Origin of the sequence: Bacillus cereus group sp. MYBK14-1 (assembly GCF_051916885.1) — a bacterium.
GTDB classification, from domain to species: domain Bacteria; phylum Bacillota; class Bacilli; order Bacillales; family Bacillaceae_G; genus Bacillus_A; species Bacillus_A cereus.
The window spans coordinates 59596-83056 of record NZ_JBQAHM010000001.1; the positions used below are offsets into that span (position 1 = coordinate 59596).

The following is a 23461-nucleotide window of genomic DNA, read 5'->3' on the forward strand; positions in this document are numbered from 1 at the left end:
CGATTAATATATTATGTAATTATTATATTATAAAAGCTAAAATTAAGGTTGAAAACGGTTCGTAAGTGATATATTTTGTTTGTTAATCTATTTTGCATTGTCTGATTTTTTAAATTTAACAGAAATATATACTTGAATGAAGTATATATTTCTGTTAAATTTATCCTATGGATAGAACAAGTTTAATTAAAGGTCATTTAGAAATGTGTGTATTATCTATTTTGTCGAAAAAGAAAAGTTATGGTTATGAGATTATGAAAGAACTTGAAATAAACAATTTAAAATTGAAAGGAGTAGGAAGTATTTATCCTATTTTAACTAAGTTGAAAAATCAAGAGTGGGTTAATACTTATCAAGAGGTAACAGACAGTGGTAAAGTAAGGATTTATTATGAAATTAATGAAAATGGGAAAATACGTCTTGAGAAGAAAATTAATGAGTGGTTAGAATTGCAATTGGACATTCAAACATTATTAAAAAGCGGTTTGAAAGGAGACCTTCTGAAATGAGGAATAAATTGATAGGTAAAGAAAAGCAATTTTTAAGAGACGTACTTAAGGAATTAAAGCAATACGATATTAGTTTAGAAGAAAGGGAAAATATTAAGCGACAAATATTAGAACATATTCAAGAGTGTCGTGAACGTGGTGAAGACAGTATAGATGATTTAGGTACCCCTCAATTATTTGTTAAAGATTTTATAGAAATAAATGAAATTGATTTACAAGTTAAAATGAAACAACTTCAAAATGAAAAAGGAAAATTCAACACATTTATCTTACGTGGCATATTCATCGCATTTATTACTTACCTCATCTCGCAAACTACATTTTCAATATTTTTAACTGAATCATTTAATTCAACTAATAGCAAAAATACATTTAATTATAATATTTTATATCGCATATCAGAGAATCAATGGTGGAACGTTTTATTAATAATGATTAGCTTTATGCTCTCTGTAGTAGTGTTTATTAGCTTAGTAAGTTATAAAAAAAGAAAGCTATCTAAAGTATAATGAAGAAAACTATCTATAAACTATTTCAAATCTATATTCTTTGTAATGTAATAGTATTATGTATCATTCATCCAAAATCATATGCTCAGCAAGATATTAAAGCTACTTTAGATAAGTATATTGAAAAATTTATAAAAGAACAGAATATTCCAGGGGCTGCTGTTGCAATTGTACATAATAAAGATGTATTCTTCACTAAAACGTGGGGGATTACTGGGGAATCTGAAAAAAAAATAACTAGTAAAACACCATTTGCAATCGGATCAATAAGCAAATCTTTAACAGCTTTAGCTATAGTGAAATTAATAGAAGACAAAAAGATAAAATTAGAGGATTCAGTTCAACAACATCTTCCTTGGTTTAAACTAAAAGATTCTCAAATATCCTCATCTATAACAATCCAACACCTTTTAACTCATACAAGCGGAATAAACGCATATGAAGGCTTATTAATATCAGATAAGCAATCCAAAAGTTCTACAGCATTAAAAGAAAATGTAATGAGACTTTCAAATGTAAAATTAACTGCTCTACCAGGAGAAAAATATCAATATAGTAATGCGAATTATATTGTTTTAGGTGCACTTATTGAGGAAATTACAAATGATACATATTCCTCATATATGGAAAAACATGTTTTTCAGCTATTAAATATGAATGGTGCGGCAGCAAGTAAAGAAACTGCATATGAAAAAGGCTATTTAACAGGTTATCAGTCATGGTTTGGCATACCAAGAAAAAGTGTAGTGTCCTATGATAATGCCGGGGCACCGTATGGTTATATTACCGCAAATTTGGAAGATATGATTCAATTTATTATGTTTTTGAATCGACAAGAAGATACTCAATTTTTAAAGAAAGAAAACATCGACCTTTATCTTACACCACTTTATAACATAAATTCAGAAAAAAGCTATGGTTTTGGATTAAGAACAACAAGTATAAATGAAAGCGAAACGATGATTTGGCATTCAGGATCAACGCCCGATGCTCGTACAGAAATATTTACTTTAAATAAAAGTGGCTGGGGTGGTGTGATTTTAACAAATAAAAATCATGTATTAGAAGAACCAGCACTTTCAGTATTAAAAAAGGGGATTATTAATATTTTGAATGAAGAAGAACCGGTTGATCCCCATAAAAGCATACCATTTACACAAATTGTTATGTCTACAGTTATACTCGCGCTTTTCATTTCATCAATTATGTTAATTAAAAAATATAAACATAAGAAAACTGTAAAAAAATTAACTTGGTTATTCGTAGGGACTCTATTCCTACTATTATCTATTATTTTCATCCCACTTCTTACTTATTGTACAAGCTCACCATGGCGTACGATAAAAATATTTGCGGCAGATGTAGGTTTACTTACAAGTATTATAGTAATTTTATTAGCTGTGAACGGATTATTATCAATCTTTATAGGTATAAGACAGAAGAGTGTATAAGGGTAAATAATTAAAGAAATATAATTCAAACGTTATAAACAGTTGACCCTCACACAATGTCATTGTTTAAGATAAAGTTGAGCTTCAAAGTAGATGTAACTTATAGGAGGAAATCATGTTTAAAATAGGGGATTTTTCAAAACTATCTTCCATTAGTATACGAATGTTGAGACACTACGATAAAGTGGAATTACTACAACCAGTAAAAGTCGATGAGCAGAGTGGATATCGATTTTATTCAGCAGACCAATTAAAAAAAGTAAATCAAATTCAAACGTTAAAAGCTATGGGGTTTAATATTGCTACCATCAAAGAAATAATAGAATGCGATAATATAGATACCATAAAAGAGCAATTTTTAAATCGTAGTGCTCAAATTAAAGAAGACATGAATAACCTCCAAAAACAATTACGTCTCCTCGAAGACTCAACGAAAACGATGAGAGAGGATGTTGTTGAGATGAATTATCATGTTTCAATAAAAGAAATTCCAGAAAGAACTGTAGCTAGTGTTAGAAAGATTATTCCATCGTATAATTGCGAAGGTGATTTATGGAGTGTATTAATGCAAGAAATTCAAATGAAAAATATTAGTATTGCCCAACCGAGTTATAGTATTGCGGTTTTCCATGATCGTGAATACAAAGAAAATGATGTAGATATAGAAATACAGCTAAGTATTCTAGGTAAGCACGAAAATACAAAAGACGTTACATTTAAAAATATGGAATCGACTAATGTAGCTTCTATAACAGTTAATGGAAGTTATGAACAGATGACAGCTGTAAATGAGGCTGCGGCAAAATGGATTGAGACAGAGGGTTATAAATTAGCAGGCCCGATGTTTAATATTTATCATGTGAGCCCAGCGATGGAATCGGATCCTAATAAGTGGGTTACAGAAGTTTGTTATCCAATAAACAAATAAGTAATAAAAAAGGCATGTTTTATGCCTTTTTTATTTTATGAATATCTCAAAATATATAATTTTTCCTCTTTACAGTTTTCGTATCGGACTACATAAGGCAATAAATACTTCAATTATTTTAGTAAAAGTAGCTAAAGCAAATATAAATACAGGATTGTAGGCTGAAATAATTCCACCTACTAATGCCCCCAATGGCATAGATAATCGTGTAAGTACACGAGAAAAACCTAAAACACGTCCTTGCAAATTGGATGGAACAGTTTCCTGCCGAATTGATGTAACAATCGTATTCCATGTGATATTACATGTCATCGCGATTCCGAAAGCAATTCCGGGAGCGAGCCAATATGTACTCCACAAAGCAAATGTTAATCCAAGCGCTCCCAAAAATAGGAGTAAAGGAATAAGTACACCACGTCGAAATTTCTTTTCTAAAGGAACGGCAATTAAGCTTCCTAAAAGCCCACCTATTCCTATTAAAGTATAATTATAGCCACTTTGTGTGGAGGTAAGATTTAATGTCGACAATAAATAATACATAAGTATACCTAAAACAGCACTTGCTCCAAAGTTACCTACCATTGCTTGAAGTGACAAAGCTATATTTAACCGATCATTTTTCAGCCATTTAAATCCATCAAACAAATCATTTAGTACATTTTGCAATGTCTTTTTATCAGTATTCTTTTTATTTAAGTTTTTCATAGAAGGTAATATAATCACAGCAATTAATGTAGCAATAAATGAAAGAACATTAATCCAAAGTACTTGAAAGCCGCCAATAAAAGATATGAAAAGCCCAGCTATGATTGGACCAAACAAACTAGCCAATTGATTAACCATTTGATATAAAGAATTAGCCTTCGTTAATGATGCACCTGCGATGTGTGGAATGACTGTAACTGTTGTTACATCAAAAAGCATGGACATAACTGCTAAGATAAAAGTAATTACGTATAAATGCCAGACTTCTAATAGATGTAATGCATGTAAAATTGGTACGAGACTTACTAAAATAATATTGGTAATATCCGCCATCCAAAGTAACTTTTTTCGATCATATCGATCAACTAGTACACCAACTAAAGGGCCAAATAAAACGATTGGCAATACGTTAACAGCAAATAAAGAACTCATAATTACAGCTGAACCAGTTAATTGATAGGCAATCCAAGGCAGTGCAAAAGTATATAGTGAATCCCCGATTCGTGAAATGAGTAAACCAAAAATAAAAATCTTGTATTCTTTTGAAAAAGTTGTCTTGACAGTTAATCTTCGTTCTTGTACAAATTTCACAATTGTATGACCTCCCTTTTTTATAGAGGAATTTGAAAATAATCCGTCCAATATGTATTAAATATAGAATTCTGTAAGAAGTTGTTGAATCCTACTTTATAATATTGATTTTATATAAAATTGTAGGGAATAGAAATTAGGGCGGTTTTTATGCGAGGAGGCGGAATGATTCGAGAATAAAAGGGGTTGCTGGATAAAGAGTTAATCTTATGACCTTTTCCGCAATTATTGTTGTTAGCAGAACTTTTGAAAAAAGATCCTACATTAATATATCCCTTTTTTAGTTAATAATAGCCTCCTTAATACTAGTTAATACAAGGAGGCATTAAATTTTTAATAATTAATGGTATGTGTATCCTCCATCAGGAAACAATACATTACCCGTAGTAAAACTATTTTGCATTAAATATAGGACAGTATGTGCAATTTCATCATTATATCCAGCTCGTTGTACAAGTGAAAGAGATTTATAAGCTTTGTAAGCAACTAGTTTATTTTCGTTTTGTTCATTTTCTCTTTGTATTGTTCCAGGAGAAACCACATTAACTCTAATAGGAGCTAATTCCACAGCTAAAGCCTTCCCTAAACTTTCAATAGCACCATTGCAAGCTCCATAGGCAGGTGCGCCTTTAAGTGGTCTTTGACTAAATGCACCAGACATTAACACAATCGATCCAGAGTTTGAAAGAAAAGGAATTGCATATTTTACGGCATAATATTGAGGCCAAAACTTTCCGATGAAGCTACTTTCAGCAATTTCCTCTGTAGAGGTAATTGGTCCAAGTGTGTAAGAGGCTCCCGGTGTGAATAAATGATCAAAGTTCCCAACTGTCTTGAAAAAATTTTGTAATTGCTCTTTATTTTGATTATCCAATACGTAAGTTTGGAGACGATTGCTATTTATTAATTTTTTAGCAATCTTTAATTTTTCTTTCGAACGCCCTGCAATAATAACATGTGCTCCTTGTTCAATTGCTTGTTTTGCCGTTGCGAATCCAATACCAGAACTCCCACCAATGATAACAATACGATTATCTTTTAATGTAGTAATAGACATATTTTAGCCACTCCTTTAATAAAAAACTTTAGAATATAACTGTGCTATGCTTTTATTATTCGCTAAAAGGGAGCAAGTGAAAAGTACGCACTTTATATGTACATAGTCGCAAATTTCGTACTAATTGCTATTTATGCGGATAAGTAATACGAAAAATTTCTAAATATGGTTTATCTCGCATTCACGGGCAGTAAAACTCTCACCTCAAAGTTAGGAAAATGCAAGGAAGTTAGGTAAGAGATCAACTGCCCGTAAAAGCCCGATTGGTTCAACTAATAATCAGTGTGGGATGAACAAAACCCCCACTGATTAAAGTTTCACTTTATGATATCTGAGGAGAGGTGAGAAAAATGGATTTACAAGAACCGAAGTTAAAAGGGGTAATAGCAACATTACAAATAATCGGTGGGAAATGGAAGCCGCTCATTTTGTTTATTTTGCTAACAGATGGAACGAAACGTTTTGGTGAATTAAAGAGATTAATACCAGATATATCTCAAGGGACGTTAGCAAAGCAATTACGTGAATTAGAGCAAGATCAACTAATAAAACGCGAAATTTATCAAGAAATACCACCTAAAGTAGAATATAGCTTAACTGAACATGGAAAAACAGTCAGTACTGTTTTGGATAGTATGTGTAGTTGGGGAAGAGGGCATTTAGAATATATAGATAAAGATAAACCATAAAAATGTTATGTAAACTTATTGTAGTGTGAAGGGAAATGTTGTTTTAATAATTTGTATTTTATAATATATAATTAAAGAGTGTCGTAGGTTATTATACATATTTAATTTATTTTTACAAAGGGGAAGTAATAAGATGAACGAATTAGAGTATAAAAGCTTCTATGATAAAGTAGGAAAATTAAATGGATGGGATTTTAGCAAAATAAAATGTGAAACTGTAGGAGATACATGGGACTTTTATAGTGAGGTAAAAGAAAGGTGTAAACCATCACATATTTTACTTGATGTTGGTACAGGCGGAGGAGAAAATGTACTTAACATAGCATCATCAGCTAAATTGTTGATTGGAATTGATAATTCTAACGGCATGATTGCAACGGCACATTCTAACTTGAAAAAATCAGGTGTACAAAATGTTGAGTTTCTTCAAATGGGTTCTGAAGCTTTAACATTTCCACCTGCACATTTTGATATTGCTTCAAGTTGTCATGCCCCGTTTCTGGCATCTGAGTTAGCGAAAGTAATGAAAAAGGGTGCCTTTTTCTTAACACAACAAGTAAGTGAGAATGATAAATTAAACCTGAAAGAAGCATTTGGTAGAGGACAATGCTTAGGTGAACGGGATGGTACTTTAAAAGAAAATTATATGAAGCCCGTTATCTTTTGTTTACATGGATTAGGTAGTACGAGTTTAAGTTTTATAGAAATTGCTGAGGAATTAAAAGAAGAGTATAGATTTATCTCCGTTGATGCACCTGGACATGGTAAAACACCCCCATTTGAAAGAACAGAAGATTATGAGATGCACAATTTAGCAAATTGGTTAAATGAAATAATAAATGAATTGAGAATCGAATACTTCTATTTTCTATCACATTCATGGGGAAGTTTTGTAGCGTTATTTTATTTGTTAAATCATCCAGAAAAAGTACAAGGAAGTATTCTTATTGATGGTGGATATCAAACAAAAAGGCTTAAAGAAGAAACGTTGGAAGAAGAAATTGCTTATTATGAAAAGGACTTTGATGAATACGTTTTTAATAATTGGGACGAATTTTTCAAAAGTGAAAAAGCAGCTTATACTAGGTGGTCTTCATTGTTAGAAGTTGCTGTAAAGGATCTAGGGATCGAAATGGATAATAAAGTATGGTGGCATGCCAGGGGAAATACAGCTAGTAATATAATAAGAGGTATGCATAAAGATGAAACAATAGATATATATGAGAAGCTACCGGCTAATATTGTATTACTTCGAGTTACAGTCCCACAAGTTTGGGCGGATTATAGAGATAAGACAGCAAATGTTTTTAAAGAGAAAACGGACAGTATAGTAAAAGTAATTCCTGATACTACACACATGTTGCACTGGGATAAACCAGAAATTGTTATAGCGGAAATAAAAAATAATTGGAGCTAACATATTCATACTAAAGTTGTAGTTTCTATATGAAAAATCCATCCTTCCGTTTGATTTTATCTATTTATAAGTGTAATACAATACGAATAGATAATAAGAAATGAGGGGGAATGTAAAGTGATTACACATATATCAGATATAAAACTACAAACGGTTTCCATAGAAGGGGTAAAACAAGTTTATAAGGACATATTATCTTTTCCAATAAAAAAAGAAACAGCATCCTTCATTCAATTTGAAGTAACACCTTATACAACAATTAGTTTTCAAGAAGTGTATGAACCAATCGCACCTGCACATTTTGCTTTTGAAATTCCATATTCAAAATTCCATGAAACAGCAAAATGGTTAAAGGACTCTGGATTACTCATTGTAAAATGGCAAAATGGAAATGTAATTGGTGAAGAGAATGGTCTATTCAATTTATACTTTAAAGACGGAGATGGAAATCTACTCGAAATTATCGCACATAGTTATGTTAAAGAGGATGTATTAGTACCACACTCACCTTTAAACATTTTATACGTAAGGGAAATTGGTCTTCCTGTTAAAAGTGTACCTGTTTTTACGGAATGGTTAAAATCAAATCTAAATATGAAAACGATGGAAGATGGGGATATTTTTAACTTTGTTATAGGTGGCACTGCATATATCGTCGCGACTTGGTGGCAGCGACCTTGGATTCCAATCGCGATGAAAGCTCTATCACCGAAAGTATACGTTTCTTTCGGAACACCAGACGTCGCATTTTTACAGCGAATCCAAAATAACTTTAAGAAAAATAGTGTATCATTTGAATGTAAACGTAATGAAGTATCATTTATTGAGCAAGGATATACATTTTCAATTGTGCATACATCAGAGTTTCATTCTGATATTCCTAAACAATTAAACTTACCGCTTTCTATTTAAGGATGAAAAGCGGTAAGTTTTTTGTATATTCGTGAAGAAGGTTTTAGCTAGGGTTACAGTGAATTTAAAGAGAAGTACAAGGTGTTATTTTAATTTATGTTAAGGGGAGAAATGAAGTGGTTTTAGGTAATCCAATTGCAAAAGGGAATACTGCAGAAATTTATTTAACTGATGATAAGGTTGTAAAATTATTTAAAGATTACCTCCCAGATACAGAGTCTATGAATGAAGCAAAAAAACAAAAATATGCGTATTCATGCGGGCTGCCAGTTCCAAACGTATTTGAAGTAATAAAGATACAAAATAGACAGGCAATTATTATGGAACATGTAAAAGGGGACAACATTGGTGATCTTCTGCTTAATAATTTAAATGAGGCAGAGCGTTATATCGGCCTTTGTGTTAATGAGCAAAAAAAAAATCCATGCTATACATGTAAATACAGATGAAATGGAGTTAATGAGGGAAAGGTTAGAGAGTCAAATTAAATCTGTACATAAATTGGATGAAAACAAAAAGAAAAACATATTACTAAAATTAGATTCTATTACATTTGATTTTAGGCTATGTCATGGAGATTTCCATCCATTTAATTTAATTTTGAGTAAGGAAGAGAAAGTGAAAGTTATAGACTGGGTAGATGCTAGTTCAGGGGATATTCGCGCAGATGTATTTCGAACATATTTGTTGTACTCACAATCTACGGTAGAATTAGCTGAGATGTATTTACATATATATTGCAGTCGTACCGGCTTATCAAGAGATGAAGTTTTTCAATGGGCTCCTATAATTATTGCAGCTAGATTTTCTGAAAAAGTATCACCGCAAAATGAAGTGTATTTGAAAAGATTATTGAATCAGTATTTATAAGTCATAAAAAAGGCTGTCAGCTAATTAATAAATGCTGTTGTTTAACCAAATTTTCCTTGCAGTTAAACAACAGCATTCTTAAATATTGATATAGGTATTCTTATTTTCGATCTTCATCCTATAAAGGTTCATAATCCGTACTTGTTCCTCCGTTAATTCTTCTTTATCCCAATACATATGCATTAAGCTATATTCAAAAATCTCCTTTAATTTAATAAATAACGGAAACTTGTCTTTCATCTCTTTTGGTAGCCTTCAAATAGTGCTTTTGTAATAGAATACTCATAGTCAACGATATTCCCATTTCCAGCAAATGAATATTCTATCGCACTATAAATAGGAACGGCTAAATCGAATATGTAAAAATGTTTTTGGAATGAATCCAAGAGAATATCAACTTAACAAAATGCCTATTCAATCATTTGTTAAACTAAATTTAAATAAAGAAGGGGCGTTTAAAATGAATATTTCTAGAAAAATAGAGTTTGAACAGTTACGAGATAGGAAGAGTGAGCTATTTGATAAAGAGGTACTTAACATATTAAATGGTCAAGTTATGTATGAAGAATTTAAAAACGAAAAGCTAATGGGTGATTCTGATTATGCACCATTTAATGAGGCAATGTGTGTGAACCCTGCTACTACACAAGTTTTTGATGAGGATTTTATTAAAACAAGAGCGGAAGGACATAACAGTTCCGTAGAAAGTTATACAAAAAAGGTTATAGATCCGTTAGAAAAACTTTTTACGAAAAATTATAAATGTATTGTTTTATGGTTTGGTGAAGATATGTTTTGTCAAATGAACCTACTTACCATACTTTCTCACCTTGAACAGTCTGTTTATGAAGGGAAGGTATACTTAAATAGCTTTAGAGAGGATGAATTTAAAGTAAATCAAATTGAACTTGAATTGGGGAAGTATTCTTCTATATACAATGAAGTATTAGTAAACCATAAAAAGACCTCCCATAAGGTACCACCTGTAATGTATCAGGCTATAGACTTATTTTTAGAAATGTTAACAGAAGATAATGCAGTAATGAAATTCATTTCTAAAAATAAAGATTTATCAACTCAAGAATTATTAACGAAGTTGTTTCATCTTTTTCCTACAATCGGATATGGAGATACTCAGTACATAGAACTGATTAATAAAATAAAGAAGAAAGCTACACCAAAAATATAGGTGCAGCTTTCTTCTTATAATTGCTCAAGTAATTCTAATTCTTTTTCTACAAATAGCATTAGTTCTTTAATTGTTTCACCAGAAAAATCAAAACGAATACCGGCTGCATCATACACTTCTTTTATAGATTGCGAGCTTCCTAGTGATAATGCCTTTTTATAATTTTCTAGCGCTTGCTTAGGATCCTCTTTATATTGTTTATACATTTGTAATGCACCAAGTTGGGCGATCGCATATTCAATATAATAAAATGGTACTTCAAAAATATGGAGTACAGGTAACCAACTCGTTGCTATCCAGTTTTCGTAGCCATCAATATGTATGACGCTAGACTGATAATGTTTTTGAAGTTGTAAGTATTTTTCATTTCTTTCTTTAGAAGTATGACTTGGATTTTCATACAGCCAGTGTTGAAATTGATCGACAATAAGCATAATAGGTAAATATGAAATAACATCTTTAAAGAAGTTAATTTTTGCTTGTTTTAAATCTTTTTTGTCTGTATAGAAGGTATCCCAATAATTAAGCGAGAATAACTCCATTGTCATACTGGCTAGCTCAGCTGTTTCAGCTGGAATTTCTATATACTGTCGTAATTTTAATGGTTTTATGAGTTCGTTATGAATACTATGACCCATTTCATGTATAAAAGTGACAATATCATCTTGTGTATAATTTAAGTTCATAAAAATATAAGATAATTGTGAAGCTGGTAAGTACTCACAAAAGCCACCAGCTGCTTTTCCTTTGCGGCTTGTTAAATCAAGACAATTGTGTTTATACATTCGGTTTAAAAGTGCTGAAAATTCAACATCTAGTTTATTAAAGATATGAGTGCTCTTTTCAATTAAATCATTTTCATTTGCAATAGGTTTAAGTACTTTTTGATCTGGAGTTACAGCTGATACATCCCACGGGCGAAGTGTATCCAATTGCAGTTTATCTTTTTTCTCTAGCAATATTTTATCTTTAAGAGGCACAACATACTTACGTATGGATTCAGCTAGTTCATAGCAATCTATCGCTGAATAATCAAAACGCTCGTATTTTTTGAACATATAATCGCGATAATTCTCTAGTTGAATATTTTTTGCTTTTTGATGGCGAATTTCAATTAATTGATTTAATATGTTTTGGAGTTCTTTTTCAACAGATAAAAATTGTTCAGAAATAATGGTTTTTGCCTTTTTACGGGTGTCACGATTCGAATCTTGTAAATAGGATTGTAATTCTGTTATCGTTTTTTCTTCTCCGTCCCAAATTCCACTTAATCCTCCAGTGATTTCAAAGTACTCTGTGACTAATTTGTCTTCCTTTATTTCTAATTCGATATTTTCCTCACAAAATAACTTTTGAGCATTTTTTATTTTTGTATCTAATAAACCATATACATTAGAATCTAATTCCATTCGAAAAGGTGACTCTAAATATTTATTATCCAATAAATTTTGGTATCGCTTTAAAAGTGGCTTTACAAATTGTTGATCATGTTCAAAAGTATCCTTTATTTCTTCATCATCCGTATTACATTGAAAGGCGATGTAATGTGATCTTAATTGTTCTTCGATGTCCCAAATTACTTTTGACTGCTCTTTTAACCAATTTTCAAGGTCTAGTTTTGAAGAAATCATTTTATTTAATAAAGTCGAAAGAGTTTTTTCCAATTGTAGTACATTACTAATATCAATCGTATTTACACGTTGCATTATATATCCCTCACTTTTTATTTATTCATAGAGATATTCTATTTATTAATTGTAATTCCCTTGTTAAGTGGGGTAAATGTGAAATAATGTTAAATTTAATAATTAAAGAAGGTATTTATATGTCAAAGTAAAAAGTTTATCGTAAATGAAAATATATGGAGGGGTGCTGCATGAGAAAGGGAAAGAAGTTACTTGTATTTTTATTTCCACTTGCTTTATTATGTGCCTGTGAGAATGACATTGAAGATGCTAAAAGTGAAGATTCTATAGTGATGGATATTGCCACAGCAGCGGTAAAGGAGGAATCTTTTTTTTAGTGCTGCTATAAGAGATGAAAAAGAAAGAATATTAGATTTAGAGATTGCTGATAGCGAAGATAGTAACGAAATAAAAAATGATATTAATAAAAGATTGGTGATACAAGGTGTAACGTCTTATAAAATCAATATAACTCAAAGAAATAGAGAAGTTGTAAAGGCAGAGAGTAGATGGAATCAAGTTTTTGGACATATATTTGATGACGTATTCAGAAAAAATGGATATGAAGGGTTTGGTATTCAGCAAATAAATTATAAAAAGAATCAACCTGTTACCATTGATATAAAAACTAAGATTAGCGATGATGAAGTAGGGGCGAGAGAACTTGGACAGAAAATAGAAAAAGAAGTTGAAGTTGTACTTAAAACAGAAGCAGTAAAGAAATGGATTGAAAATGATTCATATGCTATTGGGATTTACGATATAGATGATCGGAAAATTAACTAATTGAGGAATGAATGCTATATGAATGAAAAAACGATATAATTAAATATAGAATTACTGAAGGAGGTGTAAGATGTATAAGTATTTACATATTTTAAACGACATAGAAAATATGATTCAAAATGGAGAAATAAGAGAAGGAAAGAAATTACCGTCTATACGGTCACTCGTTACGCAATATGAATGTAATAAGGCAACAGTTATACGTGCGCTTCATGAATTAGAAAAGCGTCACATTATATATTCTGTCCCTCAAAGTGGATACTACGTTGTTAAAAAATCAGAGAGTACTATAGAAAATAACGAGATAATTGATTTTGCCTCCTCAGCACCAGATCCAGATGTTTTTCCGTATTTAGATTTTCAACATTGTATTAATAAGGCTATTGATACGTATAAAAATGATTTGTTTGTATATGGAACGCCGAAAGGCTTACCATCTTTAATACCAGTTATTCAAAAACAACTAGCAAATTATCAAGTCTTTACAAAAGAAGAAAATATTTTTATAACATCCGGTGTTCAGCAGGCACTTGCTATATTAACTTCTATACCATTTCCGAATGGAAATGAAACTGTATTAATTGAACAACCAACATATCATCTATATATTGATTATCTAGAAATAAATAAAGTTCCTGTAATCGGTATTAAACGTACGAATGAAGGTATCGATTTGAATGAATTGGAGCAAATATTTCAAACCGGAAAAATAAAATTCTTCTATACGATACCGAGATATCATCATCCGCTTGGAACGTCTTATTCTAAAGATGAGAAAGAAAAAATCACACTATTGGCTAAGAAATACAATGTATTTATAGTGGAAGATGATTATTTAGCAGATTTAGAAACTGATTCAAAAGCAGATCCATTATATAGCTTGGATAATTGTAGTCATGTCATATATTTGAAAAGTTATTCGAAGATTATTTTTCCAGGTTTACGGGTTGGAGTTGCGGTCATTCCACCATCCATTGCAAATGCGTTCTATACATACAAAAAGATACTAGATATTGATAGTCCGATGATTTCTCAAGCGGCTTTAGAAATTTATATAAAGAGCGGTATGTTTGAACGTCATAAAAGTAAAATTAATTCTTCCTACTATAATAGATCAATAAAACTAGCAGAAACATTAGAAAAAGTGCAAAATGAAGATCCATCATTATTTACATATAATAGACAAAACACATTTGGAATACACACTTGTTTAGAAATGCAGAAAAACACAGTTACAGAAACACTTATACAAAAATTAGGTGACAGGCAAATAAGTGTCGATACTATTGATAAGAATTATATGAGGAATTTCCCTAAAGAAAAACTATTAAAGTTAAATGTTTCGAATGTAAAAGAAGATAAGATTGAAGAAGGTATTCGTAAAGTAATTGGGGAAATCAAGCAATTAAGACAGTTTAATTTTCAGTTTAGAAAAGAATAATTTGAATTAGGAGGTTTGTTTGGTTTTGAGGCGAAAAATCATTCTCTTGTTTGTATGTAGCGCTATAGTAGTTGGTGTAATGGTTGTGGCTAAATATAAAAAAAGAGAATGCATAGCAGTTGCAAAGTATTCAAGAGGTATTATCGTAGATTAAAATAACGAACCTATAACTAATGTGAAAATTTATGAAGATTCAATTGAAAGTAAGATGCGTAGTATTTCAAATGCACAAGGTGAATTTGAAATACCACATGGAGTTTGTGGTGAAATTGCATTAAAATTAGTTACTCAGAATGGGGAAGTCTATACGAGAAAATATGATAAGAATCATGTGTAAGAAGAAAACTAAAGGTGAATAAAATGAAACCATTACAGAGAAAAGTAGCAGTTGTGGACGGAGCAACTATATATGTAACTGAATAACTATATGTTTTTTAAGAGCGCTCTTAGAAAAGAGTGCTCTTTTTCATTAATGTAAATATTTACTTAGCATCTTTTTAAAATGATTTTTATCATAATTTACATATTGCGTAGCTGTATTTCGTATTGGATCTCCGGCATAAAATCTTTCATACAATTCGTGTCTAGATCCTAATGGACTTCCAATGATATCCCAGGCTAACTTAAATAATTTTGTGCTTTGTTCGGCATCTATATTCGTTCCTTTAAAGTGCTTTTTCAATAAATTAGCTATCGGACTTTGGAAGTCATTCGAGCTCGAAGGAAGTTGAATGAACCCACCTGCTCCAATTAATTGTAAAATTTCTATTGCACGGGGATAATATTTGGAACCAAGATTCCTTGCAGTTTCGATATATTTAAAATTCGGCAAATAAGTTTTCGTTTCATTTGTAGTACCTTCAACTTCTGCAGCAATTAAAAGTGCGCGAATTGTTTCGATTTGCATAATTAATTCCCCAAGCTTCTCTTGAACATGCAAATAAGTAGTAGCACCGATCGCTTCAGCAATTTCACAAGCAATTGCAGTTATAAATTCTAGCTTTACTACTAATCGTACAATTGCTTGGTGATAAGCTAAACTACTAGAAGCTACATCTGACTTTATTGCCCATAACGCTTCAGGGTTGTTATATAGTAAGACTCGTTCCCATGGTACAAATACATTATCAAAGATTAATAGTGCATCCATTTCATCGTACTGTGAGCTAAGAGGGGAATCAACTGTAATTGAATGTGTATTCGCAAATGGTTCTCTACAAACCATATGTAATCCAGGGGAATTGGCTGCCACGATGAGAAAGTGAGCTAAATCTTTTTGAGTATCAGTCAGTTTTGCTAATGGATAGATTAATAAATCATTTGAATAAGGAGAAGCAGTACCAATCATTTTAGCACCACTTAAATAAATTCCATCAGAAGTTTTTTTCGTAACTCTTAGTAATCCTAAGTCGTTTGTATTCAACATTGATTCTGTAGATCGATTTATTTGTGGATCACGTTGAACTACGCTTAAGAATAAGTGATTATCTCTTGCTTCTTCATAATAAGATGTAATTTTATCTGGAAACTGTGCATCGAATTTTTTATAAAAATATTTTGATACGTACCAGCCAGTAAGTCTCGATCTTGCGTAATCAGATAGTCTACTCATTACACCGTCTGTAGCATAACTCCACGTTTCAAAAGCGGTTCTCCTCATTAATAATTCGTTATAGGAATTCGGAACTAAAAAGGCTGTATGGACAAATTCTTTCGTTTTTGGACTAACATATCCAACAGAATCTCTTCGTATTGGATCATCAAACAATGTAAATAAATTAGAAATGGTACTTAATGTTCCTGCAAAATGTTTGTCTGTAGTTACATCTACTTTTTGTCCATAGAGCCAAACGTTACGACCATCTTGTAAGCTCTTTATATAGTAATCTTTCAAATTTTGCATATTTCCTCCTTCTAAAGACTATTCATATATTTGGACATCTTTTAATGGTGGGGAATATACGTGGAAAGTTATTACTGCTGAATCTGTAGCATTATACATTTTATGCACAGTATCTTTTTTTACTGTGAAAATATTTCCCTCTGTAAACTCTTCAATCCGCTCGCTATTATTTTCGTACGTTATATTTTGTAACGTACCATTGACTATTAGTATACATCCTACAGATATTCCATGATCGTGCACAAAGGTCTTTGCTTTGCTGGGGAAATTTAATACTAAAATCTCTACGAATTCAGACTGATAGATAACGTTCCTTCCGTATTCAAGATTAACTGGTGAAGTAATAAAAGGAGCTATTTTATGAAGTGAAATATTTAATGATTGAATAGTGTGTATTAAATTGAACGTATCGTAGTTACATAGGTTATTAAATGCCTTTCTTATGTTATGAATCAATTGCATGTACAACTTCCTCCTAAGCATTTGCAGTGAAAGAAAGTAATCTCCTATTATATCGTGTGTAGTCGATTACATAACATTGTATTGAATAAATTCAAAAAGGTGACTGGTTTTAATTGGGTAATATTTGCTCTGGACTACATGGTAATTAATTCCTTTTTTATGGTATGCTTGAACTATAGCCCGCTTTCTATTGGAAAGGTGATGAAATAAATGGCAGTTCTTTTAGTGGATAATCTATATCAAATGTCTATTGTTTTACTGATCTTATGTTCATTTTGTTTTTATAAATATTTAAAGAAAATAAAAAGGGAAAGAAAGCTTACAGGTTTTGAAATTACGATGTATATCGTGACGCAACTTGCGTATTTCATTTGGGCGGCAACGACTTTTCTTAAAATGTTATCAGAATAGTAATCTTGAAGTATTAGACGCTGAACAGAAAGGTACAGGAGCATTAAAGGTATAAACGTGGGCAAGGGTAATTTATCATCTATTAGGTAAATAAATTTAGTCGAAATTTAGATGGATAACAATATTACTTATAACATCTTTATAAAAAGAGAGGATATAAATGGAACAATATAAGTTAATTGTAAAAGGGCCTAAACAACTTAAGTGGGAAACAAATGAAATTAAGGACATACAGGACGATGAAATTATCGTTAAAACAATCGCAGGATCGATAAGCATTGGGGCCGAGTTACCACAGTATAATGGATCCGATGTTACAGATCCGCATCCTTTTTATCCAAGAAAAACTGGATATGAAAGTTATGGTGAAGTGATTGAAGTTGGTAATCAAGTAACACATGTAAACGTAGGTGATAAAGTAGTTTCTTTTTATGGACATGAAACGATAGGGATAGTTAAGGCGCATAAAGTAATTCGAGTGCCTAGTTCTATACAACCTAAAATTGCTTTATTATCTATTCTTTCATGTGATGCCGCTAAAGGAGTATTGAAACTAAACCCGCGACAGGATGAAAAAGTACTTATAATTGGAATGGGAGTTATTGGTTTACTCGCTTGTTATTTCTTAAAATACTATGTAGGCATTGAGCATGTGGATGTTGTTGAGCCTAATAAAAATAGAAGAGATTTTGCAAAGAAGTTTGGTACGAAAAACATATATGATTCAGAAGAGAAAATAATAGAAACATATAATTATGGTTTCGAATGTTCTGCTACAAATAGTGGGTTCCATACTTTGCAAAAAGCTCTTAAAACTAATGGTAAAATATGTATACTGTCTGATGGTAATATAGAAGAACTAACATTAACTGCTAACTTTTATCAGAAAGAATTACAAATTATTGGATCAAGTGACGGATACGATTATCAAAAACATGCAGATTGGTTTTTTGAAGAAATAGGAAAAACACCATTTATAGAGGAGATCTTTCAACATGAAATACATTATACTTCACTCATACAATGTTTTGATGAATTGAGTTTAGGGATAATTAAACCATTAAAAGTATATGTTTCATATGAATAACGAAAAAATGAGCAAATATTTGTCACATACCTTACAAATGTTTCGTCACATTTATGATTATTAAATGAGGAGGAACATATATGAAAATATTTGTAGCAGGTGCAACTGGTGTAATAGGACGTTCTTTATTGCCAATGTTAATAAAAAATGGGCATACGGTGTTTGCGATGATTCGTAATACTTCGCAAGTAGAAGCAATGAAAAGGGTGTGTGCCATACCAGTAATAGCTGATGTATTTAATAGAGAGGCTGTATTTTCTGTATTAGAAGAAACAAATCCCGATGTAGTTATTCATCAATTAACGTCATTGTCATCATGGAATTTTGAGGATAATGCAAAAATTAGAACAAAAGGCACTCGTAACCTTATCGATGCCGCTAAAAATGTAGGGGTACAGAAAATAATCGCTCAAAGTATTTCATGGGCGTATGAACCAGGGGATACATTTGCGACTGAAAAAGACTCACTACATATTACTGCTTCTATGCCTCGGCAAGTCACTGTTAATGGCATATTGAAATTAGAAAAAGCTGTTACTGAGTTACCTGAATCGGTTATACTTCGTTACGGCACATTATACGGACCAGGAACATGGTATGCGGAAAACGGATTAATAGCAAATCAAGTTCGTAATAATGAAATTATCGCATCAGACGGGATAAGCTCGTTTATACATGTTGAAGATGCTGCAAGAGCTACTATGCTATCCCTTAATTGGCCTTCAGGAATCGTAAATATTGTAGATAATTATCCAGCAACTAGTAAAGAATGGTTACCAATATATGCAGCAGCGATAGGGGCACATAAGCCTAAAGTTCAAGATGGGAAAAATAGTTGGGAAAGAGGAGCTTCCAATAATAAGGCACGTAAAGAGTATGGATGGACACCTTTATTTCCATCATGGTCTGAAGGATTTAACAACTTAATAGGTAAGTAAAACATACCTTTAATGGGAATGATAGTAAAATACACCATTAAAGGATTGGGTTATTATGAATATAATTTGGGAAAGTATTATATTAACTTTTACTGGAATAATTGTTTTGAAAATGACAGGTAGTACATCTGTGAGCCAAATGACAAGAGCTGAAATCATTATAGTTGTATCAATTGGCCGTATTATTGTAGAACCTGTATTAAGTAGAAAAGTAGTCCCATCTATATTCGCGGCTATCATATTTGCAAGCATATTACTTATCATTCATTTCTTTGAATTGAAATCAAGGAAGGTGGAACAATTTTTAAATGGAAGTAGCATTATAATTGTTGAAAACGGAGAGATTGTAAAAGAGAATTTGATGCAGGCAAAAATGTCGGAACAACAACTTTATATGCAATTAAGAGAAAAAGGGATTCATGACGTAAAGAGTTTACAGCAAGTTACAGCGGAACCGAATGGTCGTATTGGTTATCAATTAATAAAAGAAGCACAACCAATAACTTTAGAAATGTTAGAAAAAGTATTAGATCGGTACAATATAAAAAGATAATTTCTCGTGAGAAAAAGCCAATACTATAACGGAAGTATTGGCTTTTTTATTTTTCTACAAACGTAAGGATTAATAAAATAGGGTGGATTTTAAACCAATCATTATAATAGATATAGGCTTATAATTGTGCTATATTCAATGGACTTATAGTGAATGTGGTAAAAAACTAATTTGGCATAGGTAGACGCAGCGTTAAAATTTATAAGTTTTTCATGTGATACTAAAAATGGATTGAAAATAAGGAGATAGATACATAATGGAATTTTGGGAATCAAGTTTTATCGAAAAACAAACGATGTGGGGATTTGAACCTACAGAATCTGCAATTTTGACAAAAGATTTTTTTCTTGAAAAGAACGTTAAGAATATATTAGTTCCGGGTATTGGATATGGAAGAAATGCAAAGGTTTTTATCGATAATGGTATAAATGTAACAGGTATTGAAATTTCAAAAACAGCAATCGATTTAGCAAGAGAAAACGGACTAGAAGATGTTAGTATGTATCACGGTTCAGTAAACGAAATGCCTTTTGATAATAAACTGTATGATGGGATATTTAGTCATGCACTTCTTCATTTGTTGAATGAACAGGAAAGAGAGAAATTTATTGAAGATTGTTATAATCAGTTAAAACCAGGCGGATATATGGTTTTTACAACTGTTTCTAAAAAAGCTCCCATGTACGGAAAAGGAAAACAGTTGGATAAAGATTATTATGAGATAATGGAAGGTGTAAAAATGTTCTTTTATGATTCTGAATCTATAAAAAAAGATTTTAATCAATATAGATTAGTACAAGTTTCGGAAATTGATGAACCAAATAAGAACATGGCAAATAAACCTTCAATCAATTTCTTAATGATAAAATGTAAGAAAGAACGATAACTAAAAGTTATTAAGAATGATTAAAGATGTTTATATATTGATTATGCACAAATAAAAAGGACAAGCATATAATATAAATACCTTTTAACTTTAAGTAACCTTAACTTTCGTTAATAGGGTATCTCAAAATCCCCAAAAGAGCACTTGCGGAAACAAGTGCTCTTTTATTTTTTGTTTCATAAATATTTATAGTTGCAAATTTCGTGCAATAAAAATAAATATGAGAGAAATAATCATATCTTTATTATACGATTATTTCTGAACTACAAACGATATAGCATTTGTTTTTAATTGAATGTGTCTTTCATTTCGAACAATATCATAAGCTAATTCTTTTATTTCAACTTTTAGTTCTTTCCATTCTTTATAAATGCTTTTTAAAGTACTTATCATTTCTTCGGTTGAAAGATTAATTTCAATTAAAGCTTCTAATTCTTCATTCGTTATTGAATCAATTTCTTGTATGTTAGAGTTAATAATTAAACAATTAATACCGCCGTTTTTTGTACCTCTTTTCATAGAGTGGAGTACATTTTTAAAATCTTCTTCTGATCTGACATGTTCTAAACTTGATACTGCAACGATATAATCATAAGCGTTAGAGTCAATATGATAGTTTTCAATTGCTGCTTCTTCTGTTTTTATAGCCTCGCATACATCATGTTCTTTGCTATAAATTTGTAGCTTTGTTAAAGCGGAATTAAGTAAATCAACACATGTAACGGTGCCGCTAGTATTTTTTATTTTTTTTGCAATTGGAATGCTATTTCTCCCAACGCCAGAGCCAAGGTCAAGTACTTGCAAGTTGTTTTGTCCGTCAAAGTGGTTCATCAAGTCCATAACCGTTTTAACTGGTTTGAAAAGCCAAGAGCCAGCTTCAAACAGTTTATATTGTTCATAGCAAAGGTCGTGATATTTCTTTTCTTCTTGTCTTATGTAATCGATACGGTTCACATTGTTTCAGCTCCAATATTTTTATTGCAAAATGAATAGGTGGGACAGCCTTTAACATTTGTTTGAATTCGAAAAATACCACCAGCATGTGGATACTCTTTTAATTCGTTATCACTCATTCTTGTTCTGGCTGTTGTAACATATAAATCTGTTAAATTAGGCCCACCAAATGTACATGATGTTACATATAACGCGGGAATTGGAATGCTTAATATTTGTTCTCCAGTAGAGGGATTCCATCTAGTTATTTTTGAACCTCCCCAATGTGCAATCCATAAACAACCTTCTTCGTCAATTGTCATACCATCAGGTAGACCATCATTTTCAGAGAAATTGATTACATCACTTGGATTATGAATGTCTCCAGTACGTATATTATATTGATAGCGAACCACTTTTTTAGTAGGTGTATCTATAAAGTAAAAGTATGTATGATCAGGTGACCAAGCAATTCCATTTGATGTATTTACATGTGAAACTTTTTTCTCTACACTTAAATTATGATGTAAACAATACAAGGAACCTGCAGCATTCATACCGTATGTATCTGTAGAACCTGCCCAGAAACGACCAGCTGGATCACATTTTCCATCATTGAAACGATTTTCTATTAAATGTGGTTCAGGGTCAAAAATATGTGTCAGTTTTTCTGTATTTACATTAATAGAATAAAAGCCGTTTTCCATAGCTAAGAGTAGTACATCCTCTAAATATGGAACAACACAGCCAATTTGTTGATTGAGAACAATTACTCGGTTCGTATTAGCGGTAGGATTATATATGCATAATTTTCTCTCCATAATATCAACCCAATATAAAAGTTGCTTTTTTCCATTCCAACATGGTCCTTCAGCTAAACTTGCTTTAGCATCTAAAACTAATTCTATATTACTGAACAAGATGTTCACCTCGCGTTATAAGATATTAATATAATTCGATAAGAATAGAGGTAAACCTTTTAGTCAAAGGATATTAAAATTTATACTGTAGAAAAATGACCTTCTCAAGTGATTAAAAAAGTGTATAAACAAGGAGAGGAAAATGCATATGATGTTTTATGAGATTGTTTGCTTTTCTTGTAAGAATATATTTCGTGTTTACGAAGGCAGTGAAAAATATAAGCGATTTAAAGAGAAACCAAAAGGGGCATATTGTTGTGATGAGTGTAGCCACAAAATTCAATTAGAAGCGATAAAGAATTTTTTTAGATAATTTTACGATTTCGATTCGGAAAAGTTTGACAATAAAAGTGTTATAAATTATCATATTAAAAAACTAATATTTAAGGCATAGAAGAGAAGAGTAGTTAAGAAAGAATACGTACAGAGAGCTCTGGTAGCTGAGAAAGAGCGGTATACATCTTAATGAAAAAAGACTTGGAGCTGCGCAAGGAACTAATTTATTTAGGGATGGTGCGACGGGTTCTCCCGTTATAGAGATAGGGTATAAGCATATTTTGCCGTACCTGAAGAGGTTAATATGGTGACATATTAACAAACTGAGGTGGTACCGCGAAGCTAACAACTCT

At 31.5% G+C, this 23461-nt stretch carries 22 protein-coding genes, 5 pseudogenes and 1 other annotated feature (1 of these 28 cut by a window edge); of the genes and pseudogenes, 19 read left to right on the forward strand and 8 right to left on the reverse strand.

Going from position 1 to position 23461, the window contains the following annotated elements; genetic code table 11:
- Positions 1–203: 203 nt before the first annotated feature.
- The 4 genes from ACTFR3_RS00280 (at position 204) to ACTFR3_RS00295 (ending at position 3397) form a co-directional block, all read left to right on the forward strand.
- On the forward strand, positions 204–509 hold the full coding sequence (locus ACTFR3_RS00280; RefSeq protein ID WP_002094025.1) for a PadR family transcriptional regulator: 306 nt from the start codon (positions 204–206) through the stop codon (positions 507–509).
- A complete protein-coding gene (locus ACTFR3_RS00285) occupies positions 506–1018 on the forward strand; it encodes a hypothetical protein (protein WP_440044047.1) in 513 nt (170 codons plus the stop codon). The genes ACTFR3_RS00280 and ACTFR3_RS00285 overlap by 4 nt, the downstream gene beginning before the upstream one ends.
- Positions 1018–2469, forward strand: coding sequence for a serine hydrolase domain-containing protein (locus ACTFR3_RS00290; RefSeq protein ID WP_440044048.1), 1452 nt, complete (start codon positions 1018–1020; stop codon positions 2467–2469). The genes ACTFR3_RS00285 and ACTFR3_RS00290 overlap by 1 nt, the downstream gene beginning before the upstream one ends.
- Positions 2470–2584: 115 nt before the next feature.
- Positions 2585–3397 (forward strand): MerR family transcriptional regulator, encoded by an 813-nt coding sequence (locus ACTFR3_RS00295; protein WP_259593235.1) that lies wholly within the window; start codon positions 2585–2587, stop codon positions 3395–3397.
- Positions 3398–3466: 69 nt separating this feature from the next.
- Here the strand turns inward: ACTFR3_RS00295 and ACTFR3_RS00300 are convergent, their stop codons facing one another.
- Both ACTFR3_RS00300 and ACTFR3_RS00305 read right to left on the reverse strand, forming a co-directional pair.
- Positions 3467–4693, reverse strand: a complete 1227-nt coding sequence (locus tag ACTFR3_RS00300) for an MFS transporter (protein WP_048538113.1) — start codon at positions 4691–4693, stop codon at positions 3467–3469.
- Between the two features lie 340 nt (positions 4694–5033).
- Positions 5034–5750, reverse strand: a complete 717-nt coding sequence (locus tag ACTFR3_RS00305; RefSeq protein ID WP_440038439.1) for an SDR family oxidoreductase — start codon at positions 5748–5750, stop codon at positions 5034–5036.
- Between the two features lie 350 nt (positions 5751–6100).
- Here ACTFR3_RS00305 and ACTFR3_RS00310 point away from each other — a divergent pair, with 350 nt between their 5' ends.
- From ACTFR3_RS00310 to ACTFR3_RS00330, 5 genes and pseudogenes are all read left to right on the forward strand, one after another.
- Entirely contained in the window at positions 6101–6439 is a 339-nt protein-coding gene (locus tag ACTFR3_RS00310) for a winged helix-turn-helix transcriptional regulator (RefSeq protein ID WP_000365529.1), read from the forward strand.
- 133 nt (positions 6440–6572) lie between these two features.
- Positions 6573–6989, forward strand: a pseudogene (locus ACTFR3_RS00315) (class I SAM-dependent methyltransferase); the annotation flags it as partial.
- The gene (locus ACTFR3_RS00320; protein ID WP_440044246.1) at positions 6963–7856 is read left to right on the forward strand and encodes an alpha/beta hydrolase; all 894 of its coding nucleotides are present in this window, start codon (positions 6963–6965) and stop codon (positions 7854–7856) included. The pseudogene ACTFR3_RS00315 and the gene ACTFR3_RS00320, both read left to right, overlap by 27 nt.
- A gap of 117 nt (positions 7857–7973) precedes the next feature.
- Positions 7974–8768, forward strand: a complete 795-nt coding sequence (locus ACTFR3_RS00325; protein ID WP_000627924.1) for a VOC family protein — start codon at positions 7974–7976, stop codon at positions 8766–8768.
- Positions 8769–8884: 116 nt separating this feature from the next.
- Positions 8885–9638 (forward strand): annotated as a pseudogene (locus ACTFR3_RS00330) (aminoglycoside phosphotransferase family protein).
- 78 nt (positions 9639–9716) lie between these two features.
- Here the strand turns inward: ACTFR3_RS00330 and ACTFR3_RS00335 are convergent.
- Positions 9717–10012: pseudogene (locus ACTFR3_RS00335) on the reverse strand (protein kinase); the annotation flags it as partial.
- Positions 10013–10014: 2 nt separating this feature from the next.
- Between ACTFR3_RS00335 and ACTFR3_RS00340 the strand changes: the two are divergent.
- Complete coding sequence (locus ACTFR3_RS00340) at positions 10015–10827, forward strand: hypothetical protein (protein ID WP_001069556.1); 813 nt, start codon at positions 10015–10017, stop codon at positions 10825–10827.
- 14 nt (positions 10828–10841) lie between these two features.
- On the opposite strand, the gene ACTFR3_RS00345 is transcribed toward ACTFR3_RS00340, so the two are convergent.
- Positions 10842–12533: a M3 family oligoendopeptidase gene (locus ACTFR3_RS00345; protein ID WP_074047730.1), complete on the reverse strand. Its 1692-nt coding sequence runs from the start codon at positions 12531–12533 to the stop codon at positions 10842–10844.
- Between the two features lie 170 nt (positions 12534–12703).
- Between ACTFR3_RS00345 and ACTFR3_RS00350 the strand changes: the two are divergent.
- The 3 genes and pseudogenes from ACTFR3_RS00350 to ACTFR3_RS00360 all read left to right on the forward strand — a co-directional run bounded on the left by ACTFR3_RS00350 (position 12704) and on the right by ACTFR3_RS00360 (position 15076).
- A pseudogene (locus tag ACTFR3_RS00350) lies at positions 12704–13298 on the forward strand (DUF4030 domain-containing protein).
- A 70-nt stretch (positions 13299–13368) separates the two neighbouring features.
- Positions 13369–14739: an aminotransferase-like domain-containing protein gene (locus ACTFR3_RS00355; protein ID WP_078187660.1), complete on the forward strand. Its 1371-nt coding sequence runs from the start codon at positions 13369–13371 to the stop codon at positions 14737–14739.
- A 25-nt stretch (positions 14740–14764) separates the two neighbouring features.
- Positions 14765–15076, forward strand: a pseudogene (locus tag ACTFR3_RS00360) (hypothetical protein).
- A 132-nt stretch (positions 15077–15208) separates the two neighbouring features.
- Here the strand turns inward: ACTFR3_RS00360 and ACTFR3_RS00365 are convergent.
- Positions 15209–16642 (reverse strand): 4-hydroxyphenylacetate 3-hydroxylase family protein, encoded by a 1434-nt coding sequence (locus ACTFR3_RS00365; RefSeq protein ID WP_440044049.1) that lies wholly within the window; start codon positions 16640–16642, stop codon positions 15209–15211.
- Positions 16643–16660: 18 nt separating this feature from the next.
- On the reverse strand, positions 16661–17104 hold the full coding sequence (locus ACTFR3_RS00370) for a cysteine dioxygenase (protein WP_001176009.1): 444 nt from the start codon (positions 17102–17104) through the stop codon (positions 16661–16663).
- A gap of 210 nt (positions 17105–17314) precedes the next feature.
- Between ACTFR3_RS00370 and ACTFR3_RS00375 the strand changes: the two genes are divergently transcribed.
- From ACTFR3_RS00375 to ACTFR3_RS00395, 5 genes are all read left to right on the forward strand, one after another.
- Entirely contained in the window at positions 17315–17515 is a 201-nt protein-coding gene (locus ACTFR3_RS00375; RefSeq protein WP_000279688.1) for a hypothetical protein, read from the forward strand.
- Between the two features lie 160 nt (positions 17516–17675).
- Entirely contained in the window at positions 17676–18602 is a 927-nt protein-coding gene (locus tag ACTFR3_RS00380; RefSeq protein WP_078187661.1) for a zinc-dependent alcohol dehydrogenase, read from the forward strand.
- An 80-nt stretch (positions 18603–18682) separates the two neighbouring features.
- Positions 18683–19540 carry an NAD-dependent epimerase/dehydratase family protein gene (locus tag ACTFR3_RS00385; RefSeq protein WP_440044050.1) on the forward strand — a complete coding sequence of 286 codons (858 nt, stop codon included), beginning with the start codon at positions 18683–18685 and terminating at the stop codon, positions 19538–19540.
- 55 nt (positions 19541–19595) lie between these two features.
- The gene (locus ACTFR3_RS00390) at positions 19596–20093 is read left to right on the forward strand and encodes a DUF421 domain-containing protein (protein ID WP_001021703.1); all 498 of its coding nucleotides are present in this window, start codon (positions 19596–19598) and stop codon (positions 20091–20093) included.
- Positions 20094–20349: 256 nt separating this feature from the next.
- Complete coding sequence (locus ACTFR3_RS00395) at positions 20350–20979, forward strand: class I SAM-dependent methyltransferase (RefSeq protein WP_000397612.1); 630 nt, start codon at positions 20350–20352, stop codon at positions 20977–20979.
- 252 nt (positions 20980–21231) lie between these two features.
- Here the strand turns inward: ACTFR3_RS00395 and ACTFR3_RS00400 are convergent, their stop codons facing one another.
- Together ACTFR3_RS00400 and ACTFR3_RS00405 are read right to left on the reverse strand one after the other, a co-directional pair.
- The gene (locus tag ACTFR3_RS00400; RefSeq protein WP_372468471.1) at positions 21232–21933 is read right to left on the reverse strand and encodes a class I SAM-dependent methyltransferase; all 702 of its coding nucleotides are present in this window, start codon (positions 21931–21933) and stop codon (positions 21232–21234) included.
- Complete coding sequence (locus ACTFR3_RS00405) at positions 21930–22832, reverse strand: SMP-30/gluconolactonase/LRE family protein (protein ID WP_000492433.1); 903 nt, start codon at positions 22830–22832, stop codon at positions 21930–21932. The genes ACTFR3_RS00400 and ACTFR3_RS00405 overlap by 4 nt, the downstream gene beginning before the upstream one ends.
- A 142-nt stretch (positions 22833–22974) precedes the next feature.
- Here ACTFR3_RS00405 and ACTFR3_RS00410 point away from each other — a divergent pair, with 142 nt between their 5' ends.
- Positions 22975–23145: a DUF2197 domain-containing protein gene (locus ACTFR3_RS00410; protein WP_000551042.1), complete on the forward strand. Its 171-nt coding sequence runs from the start codon at positions 22975–22977 to the stop codon at positions 23143–23145.
- A gap of 69 nt (positions 23146–23214) precedes the next feature.
- Positions 23215–23461: a binding site (T-box leader), on the forward strand; it runs 10 nt beyond the window's last position.

What these genes read in the sequence shown, in the direction of transcription:
- ACTFR3_RS00365 (WP_440044049.1), bottom strand. Translation starts at nt 16,642, where the DNA reads ATGCAAAATTTGAAAGATTACTATATAAAGAGCTTACAAGATGGTCGT.
- ACTFR3_RS00340 (WP_001069556.1), top strand. Translation starts at nt 10,015, where the DNA reads ATGAATCCAAGAGAATATCAACTTAACAAAATGCCTATTCAATCATTT.
- ACTFR3_RS00305 (WP_440038439.1), bottom strand. Translation starts at nt 5,750, where the DNA reads ATGTCTATTACTACATTAAAAGATAATCGTATTGTTATCATTGGTGGG.
- ACTFR3_RS00385 (WP_440044050.1), top strand. Translation starts at nt 18,683, where the DNA reads ATGAAAATATTTGTAGCAGGTGCAACTGGTGTAATAGGACGTTCTTTA.
- ACTFR3_RS00390 (WP_001021703.1), top strand. Translation starts at nt 19,596, where the DNA reads ATGAATATAATTTGGGAAAGTATTATATTAACTTTTACTGGAATAATT.
- ACTFR3_RS00410 (WP_000551042.1), top strand. Translation starts at nt 22,975, where the DNA reads ATGCATATGATGTTTTATGAGATTGTTTGCTTTTCTTGTAAGAATATA.
- ACTFR3_RS00375 (WP_000279688.1), top strand. Translation starts at nt 17,315, where the DNA reads ATGGCAGTTCTTTTAGTGGATAATCTATATCAAATGTCTATTGTTTTA.
- ACTFR3_RS00285 (WP_440044047.1), top strand. Translation starts at nt 506, where the DNA reads ATGAGGAATAAATTGATAGGTAAAGAAAAGCAATTTTTAAGAGACGTA.
- ACTFR3_RS00355 (WP_078187660.1), top strand. Translation starts at nt 13,369, where the DNA reads ATGTATAAGTATTTACATATTTTAAACGACATAGAAAATATGATTCAA.
- ACTFR3_RS00290 (WP_440044048.1), top strand. Translation starts at nt 1,018, where the DNA reads ATGAAGAAAACTATCTATAAACTATTTCAAATCTATATTCTTTGTAAT.
- ACTFR3_RS00310 (WP_000365529.1), top strand. Translation starts at nt 6,101, where the DNA reads ATGGATTTACAAGAACCGAAGTTAAAAGGGGTAATAGCAACATTACAA.
- ACTFR3_RS00320 (WP_440044246.1), top strand. Translation starts at nt 6,963, where the DNA reads ATGAAAAAGGGTGCCTTTTTCTTAACACAACAAGTAAGTGAGAATGAT.
- ACTFR3_RS00280 (WP_002094025.1), top strand. Translation starts at nt 204, where the DNA reads ATGTGTGTATTATCTATTTTGTCGAAAAAGAAAAGTTATGGTTATGAG.
- ACTFR3_RS00295 (WP_259593235.1), top strand. Translation starts at nt 2,585, where the DNA reads ATGTTTAAAATAGGGGATTTTTCAAAACTATCTTCCATTAGTATACGA.
- ACTFR3_RS00395 (WP_000397612.1), top strand. Translation starts at nt 20,350, where the DNA reads ATGGAATTTTGGGAATCAAGTTTTATCGAAAAACAAACGATGTGGGGA.
- ACTFR3_RS00370 (WP_001176009.1), bottom strand. Translation starts at nt 17,104, where the DNA reads ATGCAATTGATTCATAACATAAGAAAGGCATTTAATAACCTATGTAAC.
- ACTFR3_RS00345 (WP_074047730.1), bottom strand. Translation starts at nt 12,533, where the DNA reads ATGCAACGTGTAAATACGATTGATATTAGTAATGTACTACAATTGGAA.
- ACTFR3_RS00380 (WP_078187661.1), top strand. Translation starts at nt 17,676, where the DNA reads ATGGAACAATATAAGTTAATTGTAAAAGGGCCTAAACAACTTAAGTGG.